The organism is Actinoplanes solisilvae, assembly GCF_003999975.1.
GTDB classification, from domain to species: domain Bacteria; phylum Actinomycetota; class Actinomycetes; order Mycobacteriales; family Micromonosporaceae; genus Actinoplanes; species Actinoplanes solisilvae.
On the sequence record NZ_RJAC01000001.1, the window covers coordinates 768,478 to 790,293 of the forward strand.

Genomic DNA, 21,816 nt, shown 5'->3' on the forward strand with positions numbered 1-21,816 from the left:
ACCCGCCGATTCTCGCGTATCGCGGTCGAGCGGCGCAGGCACACCCCCCGGATCAGTTTCCGGGCACCTGCTCGGCCAGCTCGAGCCAGGCCTCCTCGACCTCGGCGCGTTCCTGCTGGGCGGCTTTGAGCTGCGCGTCCAGCTCCATGATTTTGTCGTAGTCGCTGCCGTGCTCGCCCAGCTTCTCATTGATCTTGACGATGCGCTCCTCGAGCTTGGCGAGTTGCCGCTCGAGACGGGTCAGATCTTTGCGGGCCTGCCGAAGGTCGCCCGCCGAGAGACCGGCCGCGGTTTCCTTGGGTACGCCGGGAGCCGGCGCGACGCCGGAGCCGGGGCGCGACGCGGCGCGGGCCAGGTATTCGTCGATGCCGCCGGGCAGGTGCACCAGGCGGCCGTCGCCGAACATGCCGTACGCCGTGTCGGTGACGCGCTCGACCAGGTAGCGGTCGTGGCTGGCGACGATCATGGTGCCGGGCCAGGAGTCGAGCAGGTCTTCGAGCGCGGCGAGGGTGTCGGTGTCGAGGTCGTTGGTGGGCTCGTCGAGCAGCAGCACGTTGGGCTCGGTCGCGAGCAGCCGCAGCATTTGCAGCCGGCGCCGCTCGCCGCCGGACAGGTCGCTGACCGGGGTCCAGATGCGCTTGTCGGTGAAACCGAACACCTCGGCGAGCTGGCCCGCGGAGAGTTCCCGGTCGCCGAGCTTGACCCGCTTGGCGACCTCTTCGACCGCTTCAAGCAGGCGCAGGTCGCCGGGCAGCTCCTTCAGCTCCTGGGAGAGGAAGGCGGCCCGCACGGTGGAGCCGGTGACCAGTCGGCCGCCCTCGGGCGTGGAGAGACCCGCGAGCAGGCGCAGCAGCGTGGTCTTGCCGGCGCCGTTGGCGCCCAGGATCGCGAACCGGTCGCCCGGCCCGACCTGCCAGGTCAACCCGTCGAGGATGGTCTTGGGGCCGGCGTTGAGCGTGACGTCTTCGAGGTCGTAGACCTGTTTGCCGAGGCGGGACGTGGCGAGCCGCTGCAGGCTGACCTTGTCGCGCACGGGTGGGACGTCGGCGATCAGCGCGTTGGCCGCGTCGATGCGGAACTGGGGCTTGGACGTGCGAGCCGGCGGGCCGCGGCGCAGCCAGGCGATCTCTTTGCGCAGCAGGTTCTGCCGGCGGGCCTCGATGACGGCGGCGACGCGCTGGCGTTCGACGCGGGCCAGCGTCCAGGCCGCGTAGCCGCCCTCGAAGGTGTGCACCTGTTCGTCGGCGACCTCCCACGTCGCCGTGCAGACCGCGTCGAGGAACCAGCGGTCGTGGGTGACGACGATGAGGGCGCCACGACGGGTGACCAGGTGACGGGCGAGCCAGTCGACACCGGCGACGTCGAGGTGGTTCGTGGGCTCGTCGAGGATGAGCAGGTCGCTCTCGCGCACGAGCAGCGCCGCGAGCGCGACGCGGCGTCGTTCACCACCCGACATCGGGCCGACCGGGGTGTCGAGGCCCAGGTAGGGCATGCCGAGCCCGTCGAGGATCTCGCGCACACCGGCGTCGCCGGCCCACTCGTGCTCGGCGCCCATGCTCGTGGGCAGCCAGGCGGTGCCGAGCACGACGTCGCGAACGGTGAGCTCGCCGGCCAGGTCGAGCGTCTGGGGCAGGGTGGCCACGCGCAGGTCGCGCCGGTGGGTGACCCGGCCGGAGTCGGGCTCCTCGCTCTTCGCGAGCAGCCGCAGGAGGGTGGACTTGCCGGCGCCGTTGAGGCCGACGATGCCGATGCGGGCGTCGTCGTCGAGCCCGAGGGAGACGTCGGTGAGGAGTTGACCGGCGGCCCCATAGCCCTTGCTGACCCGGTCCAGGTTGATGATGTTCGCCACGATGGTTCTAGGTTACCCGCGCGCCGGGCATCGGGCCTCGGGCGGTGACCGCCTCGCGGCACACCCCGGCGGCGTTGAGACCGGCGGCGACCTGGCCGGCGTGGGCCGCGTCGGTGGCGAGGAACACACAGGTGGGCCCGGAGCCGGAGACCAGCCCGGTGACGGCGCCCGCCTCGTTGCCGGCCTTGAGCACGTCGGCCAGGGCGGGGCGCAGGGCGAGGGCAGCCGGTTGCAGGTCGTTGCCGAGCGCTGCGGCGAGCACCTCGGGGTCGCGCTGGCGCAGCGCCGCCATGAGCGAGTCGGCGTCGCCGACGGGCTGCGGCGGCCAGGCGCTGGCGCGCAGCTCGTCGAGCTTGCCGTAGACCTCGGGGGTGGACAGGCCGCCGTCGGCGATGGCGACCACCCAGTGCCAGGTGGTCGGGCGGGCCAGGATCGGGCTGATGGCCTCGCCGTGGCCGGTGCCCAGCGCGGTGCCGCCGTGCAGCAGGAACGGGATGTCGGAGCCGATCGTGGCGCCGACCTCGGCCAGCTCTTCGCGGGAGAGCCCGGTGCCCCACAACAGGTCGCAGGCGAGCAGCGTGGCGGCCGCGTCGGCGCTGCCCCCGGCCAGCCCACCGGCCAGCGGGATCGTCTTGCGCAGGTGCAGGCGCGCGTAGGCCGGGACCCGGGTGCGCGCGGCCAGGGCCCGGGCGGCCCGCATGATCAGGTTGGTCTCGTCGAGGGCGAGCGTGCCGGTGCCCTCGCCCTCCATCGTCAGCGTGAGCGTGTCGCCCGGCCGCGCGGTGAGCTCGTCGAACAGGCTGATCGCGTGATAGACGGTGTTCAGCTCGTGAAACCCGTCGCTGCGCAACGGCCCGACCCCGAGGTGAAGGTTGATTTTCGCCGGCACCCGCACCCGAACCGGACCGTGATGCCGGCGCGGCTCGTCGTCGTCCGGTCCCCAGGCTTCGGTCACGGAGTGTCGTCCCCGATCTGCAGCTCGTTGTTGACGAATTCCGGTTCCTCGGTGGTCACGAGTCCACCCCTTCGCCGGTGCCTTTCGGACGGGCTGAGCTTACCGCCGGAGGGCGACAGTTTGGCCGCCGCCGCGATCGCTGCGAACTGCTCGACGGTCAGTGACTCGCCGCGCGCCTGCGGGCTCACACCCGCTGCGACCAGCACGTTCTCGGCCTGTGCGGCGCCGCCGGCCCAGCCTGACAGGGCGGCGCGCAGGGTCTTGCGGCGTTGGGCGAAGGCGGCGTCGACGACGGCGAAGACCTCGCGGCGGTCGGCGCCGGCGGGCGGGTCGTGGCGGGTGAAGGCGACCAGTCCGGAGTCCACATTGGGCACGGGCCAGAACACGGCCGGGGGCACCTTGCCGGCCGAGCGCGCGTGGGCGTACCAGGCCAGTTTCACCGACGGGACCCCGTACACCTTGGAACCCGGGCCCGCGACGAGGCGGTCGGCGACCTCTTTCTGCACCATCACCAGGCCACCGCGCAGGGTGGGCAGTTCGGCCAGCAGGTGCAGCACGACGGGGACGGCCACGTTGTAGGGCAGGTTCGCGACCAGCATCGTCGGTGGCGGGTCGAAGTCGGCGCCGCGCACGTGCATCGCGTCGGCGTTGTGCACGGTCAGGTGGGCGGCGGTGACCGTCCCGGGCAGGGCCGCGGCCAGCCGGGGGTCGATCTCGATCGCGTGCACGTGACGCACCGCGCCGACCAGGCCCAGGGTCAGCGAGCCCAGGCCGGGACCGACCTCGAGGGCCACGTCGTCGGCGGTCAGGCCGGCCGCGGTGACGATGCGCCGGATCGTGTTCGGATCGTGCAGGAAGTTCTGGCCGAGCTTCTTCGTCGGGGTCACGCCGAGTCGTGCCGCCAGTTCCCGGATCTCCGCCGGGCCGAGTAGAGCGTCAGCCACGGGTTCCAAGCCTAGACGGGGTACAAACGAGCGCATGACGCAGTTGCTGGTCTTGCGCGCCGTGGTCGAGGCGCCGTGTGCCGAAGTGGCAGAACTGCTGCTCGATGTACGGCCCGGCGGCCGCTCCCCGATCGCGGTCCGCGGCACGGTCGAGGAGACGGACACCGGCAACGAGTTCGTGGTCGTGCACGAGGGCAGCCGGGTCTCGGTTTCGGTCGACCCCGCGTCGCGCACCGTCGCCCAGCAGGGCGAATGGTGGTACCGCGGGGTCTACCAGGTCGAGCCGGACCCGCGCGGCAGCGTGATCGAGTTCCGCATCCTCAACGTCGCGCCGAGGGCCCGCTGGGCGGTGCGGTTCGTCGCCCGCAAGCCGTTGGCCGACGCCCCGGCCCAGTTCGCCGACCAGGTCGAACGCCTCGGCCAGGCCTTGGGAGTCAAGGCCTGGGTCGACTACTAGGCCCTACCGCCAGGGACCGAACACGCGTTCGCCGTTCGCGGAGATCGCGGCGCACAGGTCGTCGACGTCGCCGCCGCGGGTCTCGGCCAGGGAGCGCACGGTCAGCGGGATCAGGTAGGACGCGTTCGGCCGGCCCCGGTGCGGGACGGGGGTCAGGTAGGGCGCGTCGGTCTCGACCATGATCTGGTCGGCCGGGGTGAGGGCCGCCGCCTCGCGCAGGCGGCCCGCGCTGGCGAACGTGACGGTGCCGGCGAAGCTCAGGTTGAAACCGCGGCGCACGCACTCGGCCGCGAAGGCCGCGTCACCCGAGAAGCAGTGCATCACGACCGTGTCGGGGGCGCCCTCCTCGTCGAGCACGCGCAGCACGTCCTCGTGGGCGTCGCGGTCGTGGATGATCAGCGCTTTGCCGTAGCGCTTGGCGATCGCGATGTGCGCCCGGAAGCTCACCTCCTGGGCGGCCCGGCCCTCCTCCCCCGTACGGAAGGTGTCGAGGCCGGTCTCGCCGATGCCGCGCACCCGGGGCAGCGCGGACAGGGCTTCGATCACGCGCAGTGACTCGTCCAGATCGGACAGCAACGGCGCCTCGTTGGGGTGCAGCGCGACCGCGGCCACCACGGACGGGTGACGGGCGGCCAGTTCGGCGCCCCAGCGCGACGACGGCTCGTCCACGCCGACCTGGACGATGCGGTCCACACCGGCCTTGGCGGCCGCGGTGATCAGCGCCTCGACCGGGTCGGCGGTCTCACCGGCGAGAACGGCCTCCTGAACGGTCAGGTCGAGGTGGGTGTGGCTGTCGAAGACGTCGACGGCGAGCGGTTCGGGCGGAGCGGGAAACTCGCCGGCCCGCCGGCGGGCCTGCTCCCGGCGGGACTGCGATGGTGACGATGGCATGTGAGACATTCTGCACTTCGACCTGGTGGCCACCGTTTGTTCACCTGATATCTACCGGTGTCGCCTACGTTCCGCTCCGTGACTGTGACCGGTGAGGGCAGCGTTATCGGCGCTGATCCCCTCGAGCCAGTGCTCTCCGCCCCGCTGCGGCGCGATCTCGGCTGGGCGCAGGTTCTTCGCATGAGCCAGTCCGCCGACCACCGCGACGACCCCCTCCTCCGCCAGATCCGAGAAACGGCCGCGGTACGCCGGGGCACGCGCATGACCAAGGTCCTCTCAGCCGCGCAGGTGGCTGGTCATCTCGCCGGCTGGCTTCCGTACGGGTTCTGCTACCGCTCCTGCGACATCGCCCACCTGCACGAGCCCGCCGATCTGACGCTGCTCGGCACCGACGGCGCGGAGCCCAGCGGCGACGTGGCCTTCGCCCTGCGCTGGCGGGCCGTCGACCCGCTCGACTACGAGATCCCGGGCAGTCCGGCTCAACCGGGGCTGACCATGATCCAGGCGCACAACCGGGTCGGCGCGATGATCCTCGGCACCGGCTTCTCGCCGAGCAACGAGGACCTGGTCCCGGAATTCATCACGGCGGGCTTCGCCGACCTGCCGATGCCGGCGAACGCGCAGATCGTCGCGTACGTGCCGGGCGGCGAGGAGATCCTGCTCTACAGCTACCAGCCGGAACAACACGGCTGGCTGCGACTGGCCGGGCCACGCTGGCGCGGCATCCTCGACCTGCTGCCGGGGGTCAGCCCCGACCGCGACTACGTCCCGTGTACGACGCCCGGCTCGGCCCGGCTGGTCGGCAACATCAAGGACAAGGAGTACGAGGCGGTCGCGGACCCGCCGGAGGAGTTCCGGGTGCGGGCGCTGACCCGGGCCGCCCGCTATCCGGTGTCGACGCTGAGCCGCCGCGCCGAGCAGGCGTTGTGGCGCGGGGTGCCGTGCTGGGTGCTGCAGCGCGACGAGACGTGGGCCCGCCTGCGCCTGGTGCGCCCCGACAACGACACTCTCGCGGCCACGGGCGCGCGCGGTTACGAACGCGGCGTCTACGAGGCGTGGGCCCCGGTCGGCGAGCTGACCGACCATCACATAGCCGACATCCCGTACGTGTTGTGAAAGCCGGCGCCGCTCCCGAAGGAACGGCGCCGGTTTTTTCAGCTCTCCAGACGGGCGAGCTCTTCCTCGATGACCGAGGGCTCGAGCTTGCGGAAGACCGGCTTCGGGGCGGCCAGTGGGGTGCCGGCCACCAGCGGGACCGACTCCCAGCGGGCGCCGACGGTGTAGTCGCCGGTGAGCACCGGGTAGGACGGGCCGCCGTCGAGGTCGTCGACCTCTTCGATGCTGGGCATGGGCGCGTGCACGCCCACGCCGCCGAGCAGCTCGAACACCTTCTGGGCCGAGTGCGGCAGGAACGGCGTCAGCAGCGTGTTGGCGTCGCTGACGGCCTGCAGCGCGACCGCGAGGATGGTGGCCTGGCGGGGCTTCTCCTCCTCGGACTTCAGCTTCCACGGGGCCTGCTCGGACAGGTATTTGTTCGCCTCGGCGACGACGCGCATCGCCTCACCGATCGCGGCCTTCTGCCGGTGCTTGCCGATCAGCTCGCCGACCGTGGCGAAGCCGGTGCGGGTGGCCGCGAGCAGCGCCTCGTCCTCTCCGGTGAGCTCGCCCCGCTCGGGGATCGCGCCGAAGTTCTTGGCGGCCAGCGAGATCGACCGGTTGACCAGGTTGCCCCAGCCCGCGACCAGCTCGTCGTTGTTGCGCCGCACGAACTCGGCCCAGGTGAAGTCAGTGTCGTTGGACTCGGGGCCGGCGACCGCGATGAAGTAGCGCAGCGCGTCGGCGTCGTAGCGCTCCAGGAAGTCGCGCACGTAGATGACGACGCGCCGCGACGAGGAGAACTTCTTGCCCTCCATCGTGAGGAACTCGCTCGAGACCACCTCGGTGGGCAGGTTGAGGCGGCCCAGTTCGCCCGGCTCGCCACCCTTGTCGCCCTCGCCGGAGTAGCCGAGCAGCAGCGCCGGCCAGATCACCGAGTGGAAGACGATGTTGTCCTTGCCCATGAAGTAATAGGCCAGCGCGTCTTTGCCCTGCGCGTCGGCCGACCACCACTGCCGCCACGCCTCGGGGTCGCCCGTGCGGCGGGCCCACTCGATGGAGGCCGACAGGTAGCCGATGACCGCGTCGAACCACACGTAGATGCGCTTGTCATTACGGTCGCGCCAGCCGTCGAGCGGGATCGGCACGCCCCACTCGAGGTCGCGGGTGATCGCCCGGGGCTGCAGGTCGTCGAGCAGGTTGCGCGAGAACTTGAGCACGTTGGGGCGCCAATTTTCCCGCTGGTCGAGCCAGTTGCCGATGGCCTCGGCGAAGGCCGGCAGGTCGAGGAAGAAGTGCTCGGTCTCGACGAACTCCGGGGTCTCACCGTTGATCTTGGAGCGCGGGTTGATGAGCTGCTCGGGGTCGAGCTGGTTGCCACAGTTGTCGCACTGGTCGCCGCGGGCCGCGTCGTAGCCGCAGATCGGGCAGGTGCCCTCGATGTAGCGGTCGGGCAGGGTGCGCCCGGTCGACGGCGACCGCGCGCCCAGGGTGGTGCGCTTGACGATGTAGCCGTTGCGCTCGAGCACGGTGAACAGCTCTTGCACCACGGCGTAGTGGTTGCGCGTCGTGGTGCGGGTGAACAGGTCGTAGCTCAGGCCGAGGCCGTGCAGGTCTTCGACGATCACCCGGTTGTAGCGGTCGGCGAGCTCGCGGGCCGTGACGCCCTCGGCGTCGGCCTGCACCTGGATCGGGGTGCCGTGCTCGTCGGTGCCCGAGACCATGAGCACGTCATGACCGGCCATGCGCATGTACCGGCTGAAAACGTCGGAGGGCACCCCGAAGCCGGAGACATGACCGATGTGGCGCGGACCGTTGGCGTAGGGCCAGGCGACCGCGGCGAGAACGTGACTCATGGGGTAAAGCGTAGTGAGGGGTGGGGGCGGCGAGCGAACGGATTCGTTCAGCCCTCCGCGAGATACGCATTTATCACGACACGCCCGATTCAAAACGCGGTCGTCGCTCGCCCGCGTAGTCCAATGGAGCCGTGCCCGCAGACACGCCACAACCAGGGAAAACGCCGCACGGCGAGAGCGATCCGTGGTCGTTCGCCGATCCGGGCGCGACCTGGTGGCGCGGCCAGACCGATCGCGACGTCCCTCCCCGGGGGCCGGGCGGGCCTCCGCCGGAGCCGGGCGGGCCTCCGCCGGAGCCGGGCGGGCCTCCGCCGGAGCCGGGCGGGCCTCCACGGGGGCCCGGCGGCGAGAAGGCGGCCGCGGTGCTGCTGCCACCGGCCGAGATCCCCCGGACCGGCGAGGGCGGCCGGGCGCACGACGCCGGGGTCCAGGACGCGGCCGACGAACTGCGCCCCGCCGTCGAGCGCGATCACGATCAGCCCGACGCCTTCCGCTACCAACCACCGCCCACGACCGGCAAAAGCACGCCACCACCCACGGCCGTGAAAAGCACGCCACCGGCCGAGGACGTGATGGTGCTGCCCGAGCCCAGCGTGCATCACCGGCCGACTGTGCCGCTCGACCACCCGATGGCCCACCGCGCCCGCCCGAGCGTCGTGCCCCAGGTGCGCCCCGAGCCGGTCCCGCAGGTCCGCCCCACCGAGCCCGTCGCGCAGGTACGGCCCACCGAGCCCATCACGCAGGTGCGGCCCACCGAGCCGCTGCCTCCGCCGACCGGCATGCCGGCCACCGACGCCCGCCTCCAGCGGCTGGAGAACTCCCCGTTCTGGCGCGACCCGGTCGACGACACGATCGAGGTGCCGCCCGGCGAGGAGCCCGCCCCTGTCCTCACCCGCGCCCGGCACCGCGGTCAGGGGCGCGCGACGCGCAAGCAGTCCGGCCGGCCGCTGTCGGCTCAGGCCTCCCTGGTCGCGCTCGGCCTGGTCGCGGCGTTCTTCGCCTGGGTCAGCGCCGAGCCGTTCTGGCTCGCCGCGGGGCACGGCGACCACGGGTACGCCACCACGACGATCTGCACCGGCGACGGGGTCACCCAGCGCTGCGCGGGCCGGTTCATCTCGGCCGACGGCCGGTACACGATGACCCAGGTGCGGCTGGTCGGCGTCGAGGGCCCGGCCCGGCAACCCGGCTCGATCACCCCGGCCCGCATGGTCAGCCCGGACAGCCGGCAGGCCTACCTCGGCGGGACCGAGCCGCTGCTGCACCTGCGCTGGCTGCTCGGCTTCGCGCTCGTGCTGCTCTGCGGCTATGCCATCGCGGGCGTGACCAAGGCACGACAGCTCGAGACGGCCCGGGCCCGGCGGGCGGCGGTACTGCTCAGCCTGGCCGGGCCGCTGGCGCTGCTGAGCGGCTTCCTCGCCGCGGCCTACTGACCGTGGACCAGCGCGTAGACCTCGCGTTTACGGATGCCGTACTCGTCGGCGACGGCCTGGATCGCGTCGCGGCGTGACACGCCGGCCGCCTCCCGCTCGGCGACCGCGGCCCGCAGGTCGTCGTCGGCCGGGCGCTCGGCCGGGCGCGGGGGCGCGCCGCCCACCACGACCGTGATCTCACCCCGCGGCTCCTCGCGACGGGCCCAGGCGGCCAGCTCGGCGGCGGTGTCGCGCCTGATCTCCTCGTACGTCTTGGTCAGCTCTCGGCAGACCGCGGCGGGGCGCTCGTCGCCGAACGTGGACGCGAGGTCGTCGAGCATGCCCGCGATGCGGTGCGGAGCCTCGAAGAAGACCAGCGTGCGGGGCTCGGTGGCCAGCTCCCGCAGACGCGAGCGGCGGTGTGATCCCGTACGCGGAAGGAAGCCCTCGAAGACGAAACGGTCGCTCGGCAGGCCGGAGAGCGCCAACGCGGTCGTCACGGCGCTCGGGCCCGGCGCGGCGGTCACCGGGAAGCCGGCGTCGAGAGCGGCGCGTACCAGGCGATATCCGGGGTCGGAGACGCTCGGCATGCCGCCGTCGGTCACCACCGCCACGACGGCGCCCCCGGCCAGCGCCTCGACCAGTTCCGGCGTACGCCTCTCGTCGTTGCCCTCGAAATAGGAGACGACACGGCCGGTGACCGTCACGTCGAGATCGCGGGCCAGCCGGGCCAGACGGCGGGTGTCCTCGGCGGCGACGACGTCGGCGGTCGACAGCACCTCGCGCAGGCGGGCGGAGGCGTCCCCGACGTTGCCCAGCGGGGCGCCGACCAGCACGACACGACCCGAACCGTTCTCTGCAGCAGCCACGACGAAAGTCCATCACACGTCCGAGCGCGGTGACGGCGGGCGTCACCTCCCGATCCCACGCCCTAATATCGCTGGGTGACTACGGCGACTTCCCCGGAGACCGAGCGCATCCCCCAGGAGCCCGTGACCGCCGAGCCCGGCGGCGGGCTACGCGGCGTGCCCGACGTCGTCCGGCGTCGGCTGACGACGCTCGACGACTGGCTCAACCCGTACTCGTGGCTGGTCACCGTCGTGATCGTGACGATCGCGGCGATCTTGCGGCTGAACGGGATCAGCAACCCGAAGGGTCACGTCTTCGACGAGGTCTACTACCCGACCGACGCCTGGGACATGCTGCAGCACGGCGTCGAGTGGGACGAGAAGACCAACGGCCCGGCCTATGTGGTGCATCCGCCGCTGGGTAAGTGGCTGATCGCGCTCGGTGAGAAACTGTTCGGCAACACCGAGCTGGGCTGGCGCTTCCCGGCCGCGATCGCCGGCACGATCATGATTCTGATCCTGATCCGGGTCACCTATCGGCTGTTCCACTCGGTGCTGCTGGCCGGGCTGGCCGGGCTGCTGATGACGCTCGACGGGTTCCAGCTCGTACTGTCGCGCACGTCGCTGCTCGACATCTTCCTGGGCACGTTCATCCTCGCGACGTTCGCCGCGCTGGTGCTCGACCGCGATCATTACCGCAGGCAGTGGCTGCGCGCGCTCGAGAACGGGTTCGACCCGTCGCGCAGAGCCGACGTGCCGAGGATCGTGCCGTGGTGGCTGCTCGTCGCCGGGGTGACCTTCGGGCTGGCCTGCGGGGTGAAATGGAGTGCGCTGTTCTTCGCGCCGTTCTTCGCCGCTCTGGTGATCGTGTGGCGGGTGCAGGCGCGGCGCTCGGCCGGGGTGCGCGGGCCGATCATCGCGGGCATCCTGGGCGACCTCGGCTGGCTCATCCTGAGCCTCGCGCTCACGTTCGTGATCTACCTGGCCACGTGGACCGGATGGTTCGTCACCGACACCGGCTACTTCCGGCACTACCGCGAGGCGAACGGGCTCAGCGAGCCGCCGCTGATCGGTGCGCTGCTCAACCTGTGGCACTACCACTCCGAGGCGTACAAGTTCCACAGCGGCCTGACCGAACGGCACGTCTACCAGTCGTGGCCGTGGCAGTGGCTGCTGCTCGGGCGGCCGGTGGCGTTCTTCTGGAACAACGGCGGCGACTGCGGCGCGCCGAGTTGCGCCCGCGAGATCCTGCTGCTGGGCACGCCGGTGCTGTGGTGGTCGTTCCTGCCGGCGCTCGCGGGCCTCATCTGGTTCGGCCTGGCCCGGCGCGACTGGCGGGCGTGGGCGATCCTGGTGCCGGCGGCGGCCGGGCTGCTGCCGTGGTTCTACTACGCGGTCAAGGACGGCCGCACGATGTTCTCGTTCTACGTGCTGCCGGCGCTGCCGTTCCTGATCCTCGCCGTCGTCTACGTCCTCGGCGCGATCATGACACCACCGGGCGGCGTGGCCCGCGGCTCGCGCCGAACAGATCGGCAGCTCATAGGCACGGTGCTGGCGGGCGCCTACGTCGTGCTTGTGGCCGCCTGCTTCGCCTACTTCTACCCGATCTTCGTCGGCCAGATCATCCCGTACGAGGCCTGGCAGGACCGCATGTGGCTGGGCAGCCGCTGGATCTGACCGCCCTCTCTCCGAGCCGCCGCCGTGGACCCGTCCACGCGGCGGCTCGCCGTTTGCCCGGCAGCCATGGACCCACCCACGCGGCGGCTCGCCGTTTGCCCGGCAGCCATGGACCCACCCACGCGGCGGCTCGCTACTGGTCCGGCAGCCGTGGACCCACTCACACGGCAGCTCGTCGTTCGTTCGGCAGCCGTAGTGCCACCGACGCGACGGCTCATCACTTGTCCGGCAGCTATAGGGCCGGGCTCTCGCCTACACACCGCCGGCCAACCCCACCCACCCGGGGGTTGGGGCGAGCCTATGCCTTTCGGCGGCGACCGGGTTCGCGTTATCCACAGCCCGAGCTCATGGATTGCCGCGACTACTGGTGGATTTGCTGGAGTGGGCTCTTTGCGCCGGGAGGGTGGGCACCGGGCTGGACTCGAGAGCCGGGAGAAAGTAAGAGCGCGCCCCGATCGCCTGCCACGGGGGAAGCGGGCGATAGGGGCGCGCAAGATGAAGCTTAACGACCTCCGATGTCGGATACAACGGGTGGCCTGCGGGAGTTTCAAATTTCGATCATGCCGATTCGACAACTCGGACATAATGGTATATTCTCGCTAAGAAGTACATATGGGGCCGTGAATAAGCTTCCACATTTTGCCTCTTTCACTGTCGCCAATGCGACAAGAAAAGAATGCGGAATTCGGCGTAACCTCTGGCCTCGCGCCTCGGCGGTGCAGGTCAGCGACGCGCGGTTGTCCGTGGCACATATGACCCCTCATCTGGTCAAACGCTTAGCCTCATCATTTCGGTTGATTTCCGGATAACGATCATCCGTCACTCGCGGGAGTTAGCCGTACCAAGATCGGCGTTTATGTTTTTATGCTCGCCGCGTGACTTCGCAGGAGCCAGAAAACCAGCAATTCGGTGCGGCCGATATCCCCGAGACCGAGGTGATCTCGGTGGAGATGCCCGCACCGGTCTTCGTGGACAGCACCGGACGTCGCAGCCGGTTCTTGCGGCGGACCGCGTACGCCTTCGGCGTGCTGGTCATGCTGTACGGCGGCTTGATCAGTGTCAGCCTCGCGGGCGGACCGGTCCGATCGAGCGCCGTGCTGCCGCTGCCGGGACTCGAGTCCGACGACGACAAGAAAGCGAAGCCGGTGGTGCGGCCCAGCCCCACGCCGGCGCCCACCCCGACCCAGGCCGCGCGCGCCCTGAACGTCGCCGACGTGCAGCCGCGCCGGACCACCGCCCGGCCGCCGACGCCACGGCTCGAATCCACCCGGGTGCCGACGGCGACCAAGAAGCCGACCCCGTCGAAGTCGACGGCCACCAAGAAGCCGCAGACGCCGCCCAAGACCGAGTCGACCACCACCAAGCCGGTCGAGCCGCCGGTCGTGGTCCCGCCGCTCGAGGAGCCGGACCCGCCGGTCACCGGACCGGCCGACCCCGTTCCTCCCGCCCCGCCCGCAACGGGTGAGGGCGCCGGTGGCGGAACCGGCGGGTCCAGCGGAGGAACCGGCGGATCAGGAGGATCCAGCGGATCCAGCGGATCCAGCGGATCCAGCGGATCCAGCGGATCCAGCGGTGGATCCGGCGGCGGAGGCGGATCCGATGCCGACGAACCGACGAGCCCGAGCCCGACCGGCTCGGGCTCGTCCGGCTCTGGGGCCGGAACGGGCGGCGGCAATGACTCCGGTTCGGGCAGCGGCGCAAGCGACGGCAGCGGCGCAGGTGGCAGCAGCGGCGCAGGTGGCAGCAGCGGCGCAGGTGGCAGCAGCGAAAGTGGCAGCGGCGCAAGCGGCAGCGGATCGGGCGACGGCAGCAACTCCGACGGAGCCGGCAACAACACCGGCGGCAGCGGTGGCGGCTCGCGTGTGCCCGAGTCGGGCTCGACCGATGAGGAATCCGGCGACTCCGATGACGACACGACACCGTCCACACAGCCGCTGGCTCTGCCCGCCCGTTTGGCCACCCGGACGTTGCAAGCCACCGACCTGGTGCTCATCGAGGTGCTTCCGTGACCCCGTCACCGCACGTCCCGGCCCACAAGGCCCCCACCCCCAACACCCCACCCCCCATGCCCCCGACCCGGCAGCGCACCCGCGGCCGCGGTCCCGTGCGCCGCCGCCTGCTCCCCCGCCCCCGGGTCATGCTCGGCCTGTTGCTGGTCGCCGTCTTCGTCGGCGTGCTGATCGTGCAGGCCTACATCAATGCCGAGTTCAAGAGCGACCACGTCGACACCGAGGTCGGCGACCAGGCCGGTGTCCCGGCCGAGATCCTCAACGGCGGGCCGGTGCTGAACACCACCGGTGGCCAGGAGAGCACCAGCCGCATGCCGCCCAAGACGATCGCGCTGACCTTCGACGACGGCCCCGATCCGGCCTGGACGCCCAAGATCCTCGACGTGCTGAAGGAGCAGGGAGCGCACGGGACGTTCTTCGTCGTCGGCTCGGAGGTGTCGCGGCATCCCGCGCTGGCCAAGCGCGTCACCGACGACGGCAACGAGCTGGGCCTGCACACCTTCACCCACCCCAACATGCAGCGCCTCGCCCCTTGGCGCCGCACGTTGGAGCTCTCCCAGACCCAGGTGGCGATCGCCCGCGCGACCGGCGTGCACACCAACCTCGCCCGTTTTCCGTATTCGTCGAAGGCCGCCGCGATCGACGAGACGAACTGGAAGCTCATCAAGGACGCCGGTAAGCAGGGCTACCTGGTTGTCGTGAACGACACCGACAGTCAGGACTGGCAGCGTCCCGGCGTTTCCCAGATCGTCCGGAACGCCACCCCGGACGGCGACAACTCGGCCGTCATCCTGTTCCACGACGCGGGCGGCGACCGGCAGCAGACCGTCGACGCCCTGCGCGAGTTCATCCCGAAGATGAAGGCCCGCGGCTATCAGTTCACGACCGTCACCGAGGGCCTGAACCGCACGATCGAGCAGAGCAAACAGGCCGTCCCGAAGCTGCCCGAGAATCCCGAGGCGGCCGGCAGCGACGTCTGGCGCGGTTCCGCGGTCATCTGGACCGTACGTGTCGCGGACGGCCTCGTCTGGGTCATCGCCGGGCTCTTCCTCGTGGTCGGGGCGCTGACCATCGGTCGTACGGCTCTCTTGTTGCTGCTGGCCACCCGCCATGCCCGGCAGCGCCGGAAGCCGGGCTGGAGCTGGGGTCCGCCGGTGGTCGAGCCGGTCTCGGTGATCGTGCCCGCCTACAACGAGAAGGAGGGCATCGAGGCCGCGGTGCGCTCGCTGGCCGGCGGCGACTATCCGGACATCGAGGTGGTGGTCGTCGACGACGGCTCCACCGACGGGACCGCCTCCCTGGTCGAGCAGATGCGACTTCCCAACGTACGGGTGGTGCGCGTGCCCAACGGCGGCAAGTCGAACGCGCTGAACACCGGCGTCGCCCTGGCCCGGCACGATCTGATCGTCACGGTCGACGGCGACACGATCTTCGAGCCCGACTCGATCCGGCAGCTGGTGCAGCCGTTCGCCGATCCGACGGTCGGCGCGATCGCCGGCAACGTGAAGGTCGGCAACCGGGAGCGGATGGTCGCCGCCTGGCAGCACATCGAGTACGTCATCGGGTTCAACCTGGACCGTCGCCTCTACGAGGTGCTCGGGATCATGCCGACCGTTCCCGGCGCGATCGGCGCCTTCCGCCGCGAGGCCCTGGCCCAGGTCGGCGGCATCAGCGACGAGACGCTGGCCGAGGACACCGACGTCACGATGGCCATGCTGCGGCAGGGGTGGCGGGTCGTCTATGCCGAGGACGCCAAGGCGTGGACCGAGGCACCGGCCACGCTGGAGCAGCTTTACCGCCAGCGTTACCGGTGGAGCTACGGAACCATGCAGGCGATGTGGAAGCACCGCGGGGCGCTGCTCGACAAGGGCCGGTTCGGGCGGGTCGGGCTGCCGTTCCTGGCCCTGTTCGGTGTGGCCCTGCCGATGCTCGCGCCGGTGGTCGACATCATGCTCGTCTACGGCCTTGTCTTCTGGGAGCTCGAGGAGACGCTGGTCGCCTGGCTCGGCATGCTCGCGCTGCAACTGTTCACCGCGGCGGTGGCGTTCCGTTTCGACAAGGAGTCGCTCACGCCGCTGTGGCGGTTGCCGTTGCAGCAGTTCGCCTACCGCCAGCTCATGTACCTGGTGCTGATGCAGTCGGCGACGACCGCGCTGACCGGCGGCCGGCTGCGCTGGCACAAGCTGCACCGGGCCGGGCTGACCGCGCGGGCCGGCACTGTGCCTCCCCCGCCGATGCAGGACCTCGCTCCGGTCGTGGACACTTGGCCGTCCACAATGGGCCAAGATCGAAACGGCGACCATCCTGCGGCCGGGCGGGCTGTCGCTCGTCCCGTCGTCCCGTCGCAGGCGACGAGAGACCCTGAGGACCTTCCGTCAGCCGGCTCGCCCCCGGGTGGCGGTTCCGGCCCGGTCTACACCGGGTGAACGTCGGCCCGCGCCCCGCTCGAACTGCAGCCGAGCGGGGCGCGGGCCGATGTGGCTCAGGCCGCGATCAGGTCGTCGAGGGTGGCGGCCGCCGAGAGGTCGGCCGACGGGAAGACCACGTGCAGTGAGGTGCCGTCGCCGGGCCGGTCGGAGAGCGCGACGGTGGCGTGGTGCGCGTCCAGGATCCTCTTGGCCACGGCGAGGCCGTGGTCGGGGCCGGGCACGGTCGCCGGGTTGGCGATCGCGCCGTAGTAGAGGTGCGGGAACAGCTCCGGGCGCATTCCGTCGGGCAGATCCATGTCGTCCAGGTGAACGGCCGGTCCCGCCTCGAGGTCGGTGCCGACCCGCACCCGCCCGCCCGCCGGCGTGTATTTGACCGCCGCGAACAGCAGGTGGGTGAGCACCTGCTCGAGCCGTACCGGGTCGGCGATGATCGGCAGCGCGGGGCCGCCGGCCTGGTTGAGGATCCAGATGTGCTTGCTGGCCGCGATCGGGCGTACGGCTTCGACCGCCCGCTGGGTGATGCGGGTGAGGTCGATCTGGCGCATGTGCAGGCCCTCGCCGCCGAACCCGGCCTCGGCCATCGAGGTGAGGTGGTGCATCAGGTCGAGGAAGCCGCGGATGTGCCCGGCGGCGGCCCGCGCGACCAGGTCGGCCATGTCGGCGTCGTGGCGCCCGGTGTCTCCGAGATTCGTCAGGTACGCCTCGATCAGGTGCAGCGGCGCTCGCAGGTCCCCGCCGACCAGGCTGGTCAGGTCGTCCTTGCGCCGTTCCAGCTCTTGCAGCCGGGCCGTGGTGCTGGCCAGCGCGACCGCGTGCCGCCGCAGCTCCATCTGCGACGTCACCTGCCGGGCCAGCGCCCGCAGCGCCTGCAACTGCTCGACGTCGAGGCGGCGGGGCGTGTCGTCGACGACGCAGAGCGTCCCCAGGGCGTACCCCTCGGTGGTCACCAACGGCGCTCCGGCGTAGAAGCGGATGCCGTCGGCGCAGTCGACCTGGGGGTTGTCGGCGAAGCGCGGGTCCTTGGTCGCGTCGGGCACGACGAGCAGGTCGCGGCCGAGGATCGCGTGCGCGCAGAAGGAACTCTCGCGGTCGGTCTCGGCCTCGTCGCACCCGACCCGGGCCTTGAACCACTGCCGGTCGGTGTCGACGAGGGTGACCAGTGACATGGGCGTGCCGCAGACGTTCGACGCGAGCGCGACGATGTCGTCGAAGTCCTGCTCGGGCGCGGTGTCGAGGATGTCGAGCGAGTAGAGAGCGGTGAGCCGGTCGATCTCGTTGTCGGGCAGGGGAGCTTTCATGGGCCACCTCCGAGGCTGCCTCCAGAGATACCACGCGAAAGTAGCAATCCTCATGTTTCGGACAGGCGCTGCTTTCTGACAAGCACGGCACACCCGCGAGCCGAATGCCCGATTTGTCCGTCTAGCTCCCTACTCTGATCGTCGTGGCGATAGCAGAGATCCTCCTCGCGGGAATGCTCGCGGCGAGCGCACCCGTGCTCACCGACGGCTTCGAGCAGCCCGCGATCCCGCACGGCTCCGAACGCTTCACCGCCGGGAAGACAGTCGGGGCGTGGACCGTCACCAGGGGCAGCGCCGACCTGGTGACGACCGACGTGTGGACGCCGGCGGCGGGACGGCAGAGCCTCGACCTCAACGGGGCGGTCTCCCGCACCTACCGCAGCACGCCGCTGCTGACCTACCGGATCTCGTACTCGATCGCCGGCAACTACGTCGGCGCGCCCGCCGTCAAGACCGGTGAGCTGCGGGTCAACGACAAGCCGGTGCAGGCGATGAAGTTCGACACGACGGGCCGGTCCCGCAACAACATGGGCTTCACCCGGCGGACCGCGTTCGTGCTGGCCAAGGGCGTTTCCATGCGGCTCGAGTTCGCGAGCACCACGACCCCTCAGGGCCACGGTCCGGTGCTCGACGACGTGCGCGTCGACAGTTGCCTGGTGATCCTCTGCCCGAAGGGCGCGGCTACACCGGTCTGACGCGGGCCAGGGTGGTCGAGCCACGCAGCCGGATCTCGGGCTCGATCAGGATCTCGTCGGTGCTGACCGGACGCCGCTTCGGCATAGATCGGCCCCCGAGCTACTTTTGTTTCTCGTGCGGAATGGATCGAGCCTTGTCGGGGCGGCGCAGGCGGGGGACGCGGGAGCGCTCGGACTCCTGCTCGCCCAGCACGAGGCGGGCATGCGGGCGGTGGCGCTCAGCATTCTCGGCTACGGGCCCGACGCGGAGGACGCCGTTCAAGACGCGATGGTGACCGCGCTGCGCCGGGTCGGTGAGGTGCGCGACCCGGAGGCGGTCGGGGCCTGGCTTCGGACAATCGTGCGCAACAACTGCCGGGCGCGGCTGCGCGGGGTCCGGCCTGTGCCGGTCGACACGGCGTGGCTCGATACGTACAGCGGTGGGCCTGACCCGGAAGAGCTGCTGGAACAGTCGGCCCTGCGCGACTGGGTGTGGCACGCCCTGGACGAGCTGTCGGAGGCGGACCGGCTGGTGATGCTGCTGCGCCATTTCACGGGCGTCACCTCGTACGAGCAGATCGCCTCGATCTGCGGGATCCCGGTCGGCACCGTGCGCAGCCGTCTCAGCCACGGCCGGAAGGTGCTGGCCGAACGGTTGCGGGCCGGTGCCGAGCTGGCCCACGCCGACGCGTCCTCGCTGGCCGCGGCGAGCCGCCGGCAGGCCGAGGACGCACTCGCCACCGCCATGCGGGGAGACTTCCACCAGGTCGTCGGTGACCTGTGGCACGCCGACGCCGAGTTGCGACTGCCCGACCGGGTCGTCGGCGGCGTGGACGCGGCGGTTCGCGGCATGGCCTCCGACCTCGACGCCGGCGTACGGCAGCGGCTCGTCAACGTGGTCGCCGGACCGGGTGTGCTGATCTGGGAGACCGACCTGATCAGCCCGCCCGACAACCCGGACCACTGCCCGCCGGGGGCGGTCTGGCTGCACAAACTGCACGAGGGCCGGGTCAGCACGATGACGCTGTTCCACCCCTAGAAAACTTCTTTCGCCGCGGAGCGAACTTTTTGCCCGCCGCCGCATCTGGTTCCGGAAGCATCACCACACCGAACTGGAGTACGGCATGAACCCCTTGACCCCCGGAACGCACGAGATCGACGTCGACGGCGTGCGGCAGGTCTACCACGTCTTCGGCAGCGGCCCCGTCTGCGTGGCCCTGTCCGGCGGCCCCGGCATCGTCTGGGAGTACCTGCGCTCCCCCGGCCTCGAGCAGCACTTCACGATGGTGCACCCCGAACCTGTCGGCACCGGCGACTCGGGCCGCCTGCCCGCGTCCGAATACACCATGGACACGTACGTCCGTTTCCTGCACGTCGTCATCGAACATCTCGGCTCGGCGCCCGTCCGTCTCCTGGGCCATTCGTACGGCGGTTTCGTCGCCCAGCGCTACACCCTCACGCACCCGGAGCGCGTAGCCGGCCTGGCGCTTTACGACACCTCCCCGGTCACCGGCGCCGACTTCTGGGGTGCCGCGATGGCCCAGCTGGCTGCCTACCCCGAGCGTCACCCCGACGTGCCCGAGGCCGCTCAGGTCCCCGCCGCCTTCCAGCGCCTGGGCGCTGCGACCACCGACGCCGAGCTGACCGCCGCCCTGAAGGAGGCCGTCCCCGTCTACTTCGCCGACTTCTGGCAGCACCGGGCCGAGCTCGCCCCCTTCGTCGCCGGCATCCGCATCTGGGCCGATCCCGCCAACGCCAACGACCCCGCCCCCTTCGACGTCCGCGACCGTCTCCCCGAGATCACCGTCCCCACCGCGATCTTGGTCGGACGCCACGACTTCATCTGCGGCCCCACCTGGGCCAAGCTCCTCGCCGAGGGCATCCCGGCGGCCCACCTGACCGAGTTCCCCGACAGCGGCCATTTTCCCCACGTGGAGGAACCGGAGGCCTTCGTCGCCGCGGTAACCAGCACCCTGTCGAACTGAACGACCAAGGCCGTCCCGGATCTTCCAGGGCGGCCTTGGTCACGCACCCTGTCGCGGATCAGACAGCCGCCTCAGGGCCAGGGCCGGCCCTCGCCTCGGCGATAAGGGCTGGGGCGGCGTCGTCGCCTCGGCCGGTCGGCGTGCTGGACACGCCCCTCTCGAGCGCCGGCACCGCGCGGGACGGCGTCCGCTCACTCATGGTCGTTCCGGCCGAGGGCGGCCGGGGTCTGTGGGTCGGCGGCCGAGCCGCGTGCCACGTTGGCCATCGGCGTCCCAGCGTCGGTCCGGGTCGGCAGCAGCAGCCCGTCACTCGCCACCGCTTCCTTCCGCGCCGGGGTGGTGAACGCGAGCACGGTGTCGCCGCAGCGCAATATGTCGCCCGACCGGACCTGGGTGCCGTCCGACGGACCCAGCTTGGCGCCATTCAGAAATGTGCCGTTGCGCGATCCCAGGTCGGCGACGGTGACGTCGCCCCCACCCGCCACTCGGACGGCGGCGTGTCGTCGGGACACCGCGGCGTCCCCGGACAACGACACGTCGGCAGCCTCGGCGCGGCCGATCAGCAGCTCACCGGTCCTTGGCAGCTCCCGGCGGCGGACCGCACCGGCAGCGTCCAACCATGTCAACACAGGGCGGCCTGCCGCGATCGGCTGAGGGGCGACCACCCGCAGCACCTGCGAGGTGGCGGCCTGGCCCAGGATCGCCCGCTCCAGCTCGCGCAGGGCGCTCCCCGGGTCCAGGCCCAGCTCGGCGGCCAGGACCTCGCGGGCCCGGCGGAACGCCGCCAGAGCGTCGGCCTGCCGCCCGTCCCGGTACAGCGCCACCATCAGGTGCCCCCAGAACCGCTCGCGCAAAGGATGGCGCAGCACCAAATCCTCCAGCTCGGGCACCAGTCCCGGCATCCCCAGGCGTAGCTCCGCGGCCAGCACAGCCTCCATCGCGTCCAGCCGAATCGTCTCGTACACGGTGCGGGCCGCGTGGAAGTGGTCATGGTCCGGCAGGTCGGCGCAGAACTCGCCACGCCATCGGGCGAGTGCGGACCGGTACCCGGCCGCGGCGCCCGCGACGTCACCGGTCTGGTCGGCGGCGCGGGCGCGGCGCAGCCCGTCCTCGACGGCCTGCACGTCGCTGGCAGCCACCAGCCGGTAACCGGCCGGGCCGTACTGCAAGGCAGCGGCCTGTGGTCCGAGGGTTCGCCGCAACTGGTGCACATGCACGTGCAGGGTGCTGCGAGCTGCGGGCTGCCCGGTGTCGGACCACATCGCTTCGGCCAGCCGGTCCGCCGGAACCGCGGCGCCAGCCGCGGCCGTCAGGGCCGCCAGCAGCGCGCGCTGCCGGGCCCCGGCCAGGGCGACGGGCTCGCCGTCCACGGTCAGCACCACCGGGCCGAGCAGGCCGACACCGGGACCGAGCACCCGCTCCGCCTGCTGGCTCACCGGC

Annotated in this window: 16 protein-coding genes and 1 pseudogene; 9 read left to right on the top strand and 8 right to left on the bottom strand. The window is 71.1% G+C overall.

Annotation, left to right across the window (positions count from 1 at the left end):
- Window positions 1-52: 52 nt before the first annotated feature.
- The 3 genes and pseudogenes from EER30_RS03670 to rsmA form a co-directional block, all read right to left on the bottom strand.
- Complete coding sequence (locus tag EER30_RS03670) at window positions 53-1,849, bottom strand: ABC-F family ATP-binding cassette domain-containing protein (protein ID WP_127498217.1); 1,797 nt, start codon at window positions 1,847-1,849, stop codon at window positions 53-55.
- A gap of 7 nt (window positions 1,850-1,856) precedes the next feature.
- Entirely contained in the window at window positions 1,857-2,804 is a 948-nt protein-coding gene (locus EER30_RS03675; RefSeq protein WP_127498219.1) for a 4-(cytidine 5'-diphospho)-2-C-methyl-D-erythritol kinase, read from the bottom strand.
- A gap of 122 nt (window positions 2,805-2,926) precedes the next feature.
- Window positions 2,927-3,748 (bottom strand): annotated as a pseudogene (gene rsmA / locus EER30_RS03680) (16S rRNA (adenine(1518)-N(6)/adenine(1519)-N(6))-dimethyltransferase RsmA); the annotation flags it as partial.
- A gap of 34 nt (window positions 3,749-3,782) precedes the next feature.
- On the opposite strand from rsmA, the gene EER30_RS03685 reads away from it, so the two are divergent.
- Window positions 3,783-4,205 (top strand): hypothetical protein, encoded by a 423-nt coding sequence (locus EER30_RS03685; RefSeq protein WP_127498223.1) that lies wholly within the window; start codon window positions 3,783-3,785, stop codon window positions 4,203-4,205.
- 3 nt (window positions 4,206-4,208) lie between these two features.
- On the opposite strand, the gene EER30_RS03690 is transcribed toward EER30_RS03685, so the two are convergent.
- Window positions 4,209-5,105 (bottom strand): TatD family hydrolase, encoded by an 897-nt coding sequence (locus EER30_RS03690; protein WP_127498224.1) that lies wholly within the window; start codon window positions 5,103-5,105, stop codon window positions 4,209-4,211.
- 69 nt (window positions 5,106-5,174) lie between these two features.
- Between EER30_RS03690 and EER30_RS03695 the strand changes: the two genes are divergently transcribed.
- Window positions 5,175-6,212 carry a hypothetical protein gene (locus tag EER30_RS03695; protein WP_127498226.1) on the top strand — a complete coding sequence of 346 codons (1,038 nt, stop codon included), beginning with the start codon at window positions 5,175-5,177 and terminating at the stop codon, window positions 6,210-6,212.
- A 38-nt stretch (window positions 6,213-6,250) separates the two neighbouring features.
- Here the strand turns inward: EER30_RS03695 and metG are convergent, their stop codons facing one another.
- Window positions 6,251-8,047 (bottom strand): methionine--tRNA ligase, encoded by a 1,797-nt coding sequence (metG, locus tag EER30_RS03700; protein WP_127498228.1) that lies wholly within the window; start codon window positions 8,045-8,047, stop codon window positions 6,251-6,253.
- A 131-nt stretch (window positions 8,048-8,178) separates the two neighbouring features.
- Here metG and EER30_RS03705 point away from each other — a divergent pair, with 131 nt between their 5' ends.
- Complete coding sequence (locus EER30_RS03705) at window positions 8,179-9,477, top strand: hypothetical protein (protein WP_127498230.1); 1,299 nt, start codon at window positions 8,179-8,181, stop codon at window positions 9,475-9,477.
- Here EER30_RS03705 and rsmI read toward each other — a convergent pair.
- Window positions 9,471-10,325 (bottom strand): 16S rRNA (cytidine(1402)-2'-O)-methyltransferase, encoded by an 855-nt coding sequence (gene rsmI / locus EER30_RS03710; protein ID WP_127498232.1) that lies wholly within the window; start codon window positions 10,323-10,325, stop codon window positions 9,471-9,473. The genes EER30_RS03705 and rsmI overlap by 7 nt on opposite strands.
- Window positions 10,326-10,400: 75 nt before the next feature.
- Here rsmI and EER30_RS03715 point away from each other — a divergent pair, with 75 nt between their 5' ends.
- From EER30_RS03715 to EER30_RS03725, 3 genes are all read left to right on the top strand, one after another.
- On the top strand, window positions 10,401-11,981 hold the full coding sequence (locus EER30_RS03715; RefSeq protein ID WP_127498234.1) for a dolichyl-phosphate-mannose--protein mannosyltransferase: 1,581 nt from the start codon (window positions 10,401-10,403) through the stop codon (window positions 11,979-11,981).
- Between the two features lie 875 nt (window positions 11,982-12,856).
- Complete coding sequence (locus tag EER30_RS03720; protein ID WP_127498236.1) at window positions 12,857-13,990, top strand: hypothetical protein; 1,134 nt, start codon at window positions 12,857-12,859, stop codon at window positions 13,988-13,990.
- Between the two features lie 56 nt (window positions 13,991-14,046).
- Window positions 14,047-16,416: a bifunctional polysaccharide deacetylase/glycosyltransferase family 2 protein gene (locus EER30_RS03725; protein ID WP_127499328.1), complete on the top strand. Its 2,370-nt coding sequence runs from the start codon at window positions 14,047-14,049 to the stop codon at window positions 16,414-16,416.
- Between the two features lie 56 nt (window positions 16,417-16,472).
- On the opposite strand, the gene EER30_RS03730 is transcribed toward EER30_RS03725, so the two are convergent.
- Window positions 16,473-17,717: a GAF domain-containing sensor histidine kinase gene (locus EER30_RS03730; protein WP_127498238.1), complete on the bottom strand. Its 1,245-nt coding sequence runs from the start codon at window positions 17,715-17,717 to the stop codon at window positions 16,473-16,475.
- Window positions 17,718-17,860: 143 nt separating this feature from the next.
- On the opposite strand from EER30_RS03730, the gene EER30_RS03735 reads away from it, so the two are divergent.
- From EER30_RS03735 to EER30_RS03745, 3 genes are all read left to right on the top strand, one after another.
- Window positions 17,861-18,412, top strand: coding sequence for a DUF642 domain-containing protein (locus EER30_RS03735; RefSeq protein ID WP_127498240.1), 552 nt, complete (start codon window positions 17,861-17,863; stop codon window positions 18,410-18,412).
- A 115-nt stretch (window positions 18,413-18,527) separates the two neighbouring features.
- Window positions 18,528-19,430: an RNA polymerase sigma factor gene (locus EER30_RS03740; RefSeq protein WP_240669732.1), complete on the top strand. Its 903-nt coding sequence runs from the start codon at window positions 18,528-18,530 to the stop codon at window positions 19,428-19,430.
- 85 nt (window positions 19,431-19,515) lie between these two features.
- Complete coding sequence (locus EER30_RS03745) at window positions 19,516-20,376, top strand: alpha/beta fold hydrolase (RefSeq protein WP_127498242.1); 861 nt, start codon at window positions 19,516-19,518, stop codon at window positions 20,374-20,376.
- Between the two features lie 191 nt (window positions 20,377-20,567).
- On the opposite strand, the gene EER30_RS03750 is transcribed toward EER30_RS03745, so the two are convergent.
- Window positions 20,568-21,812, bottom strand: coding sequence for a BTAD domain-containing putative transcriptional regulator (locus EER30_RS03750; protein ID WP_164842216.1), 1,245 nt, complete (start codon window positions 21,810-21,812; stop codon window positions 20,568-20,570).
- Window positions 21,813-21,816: the final 4 nt, after the last annotated feature.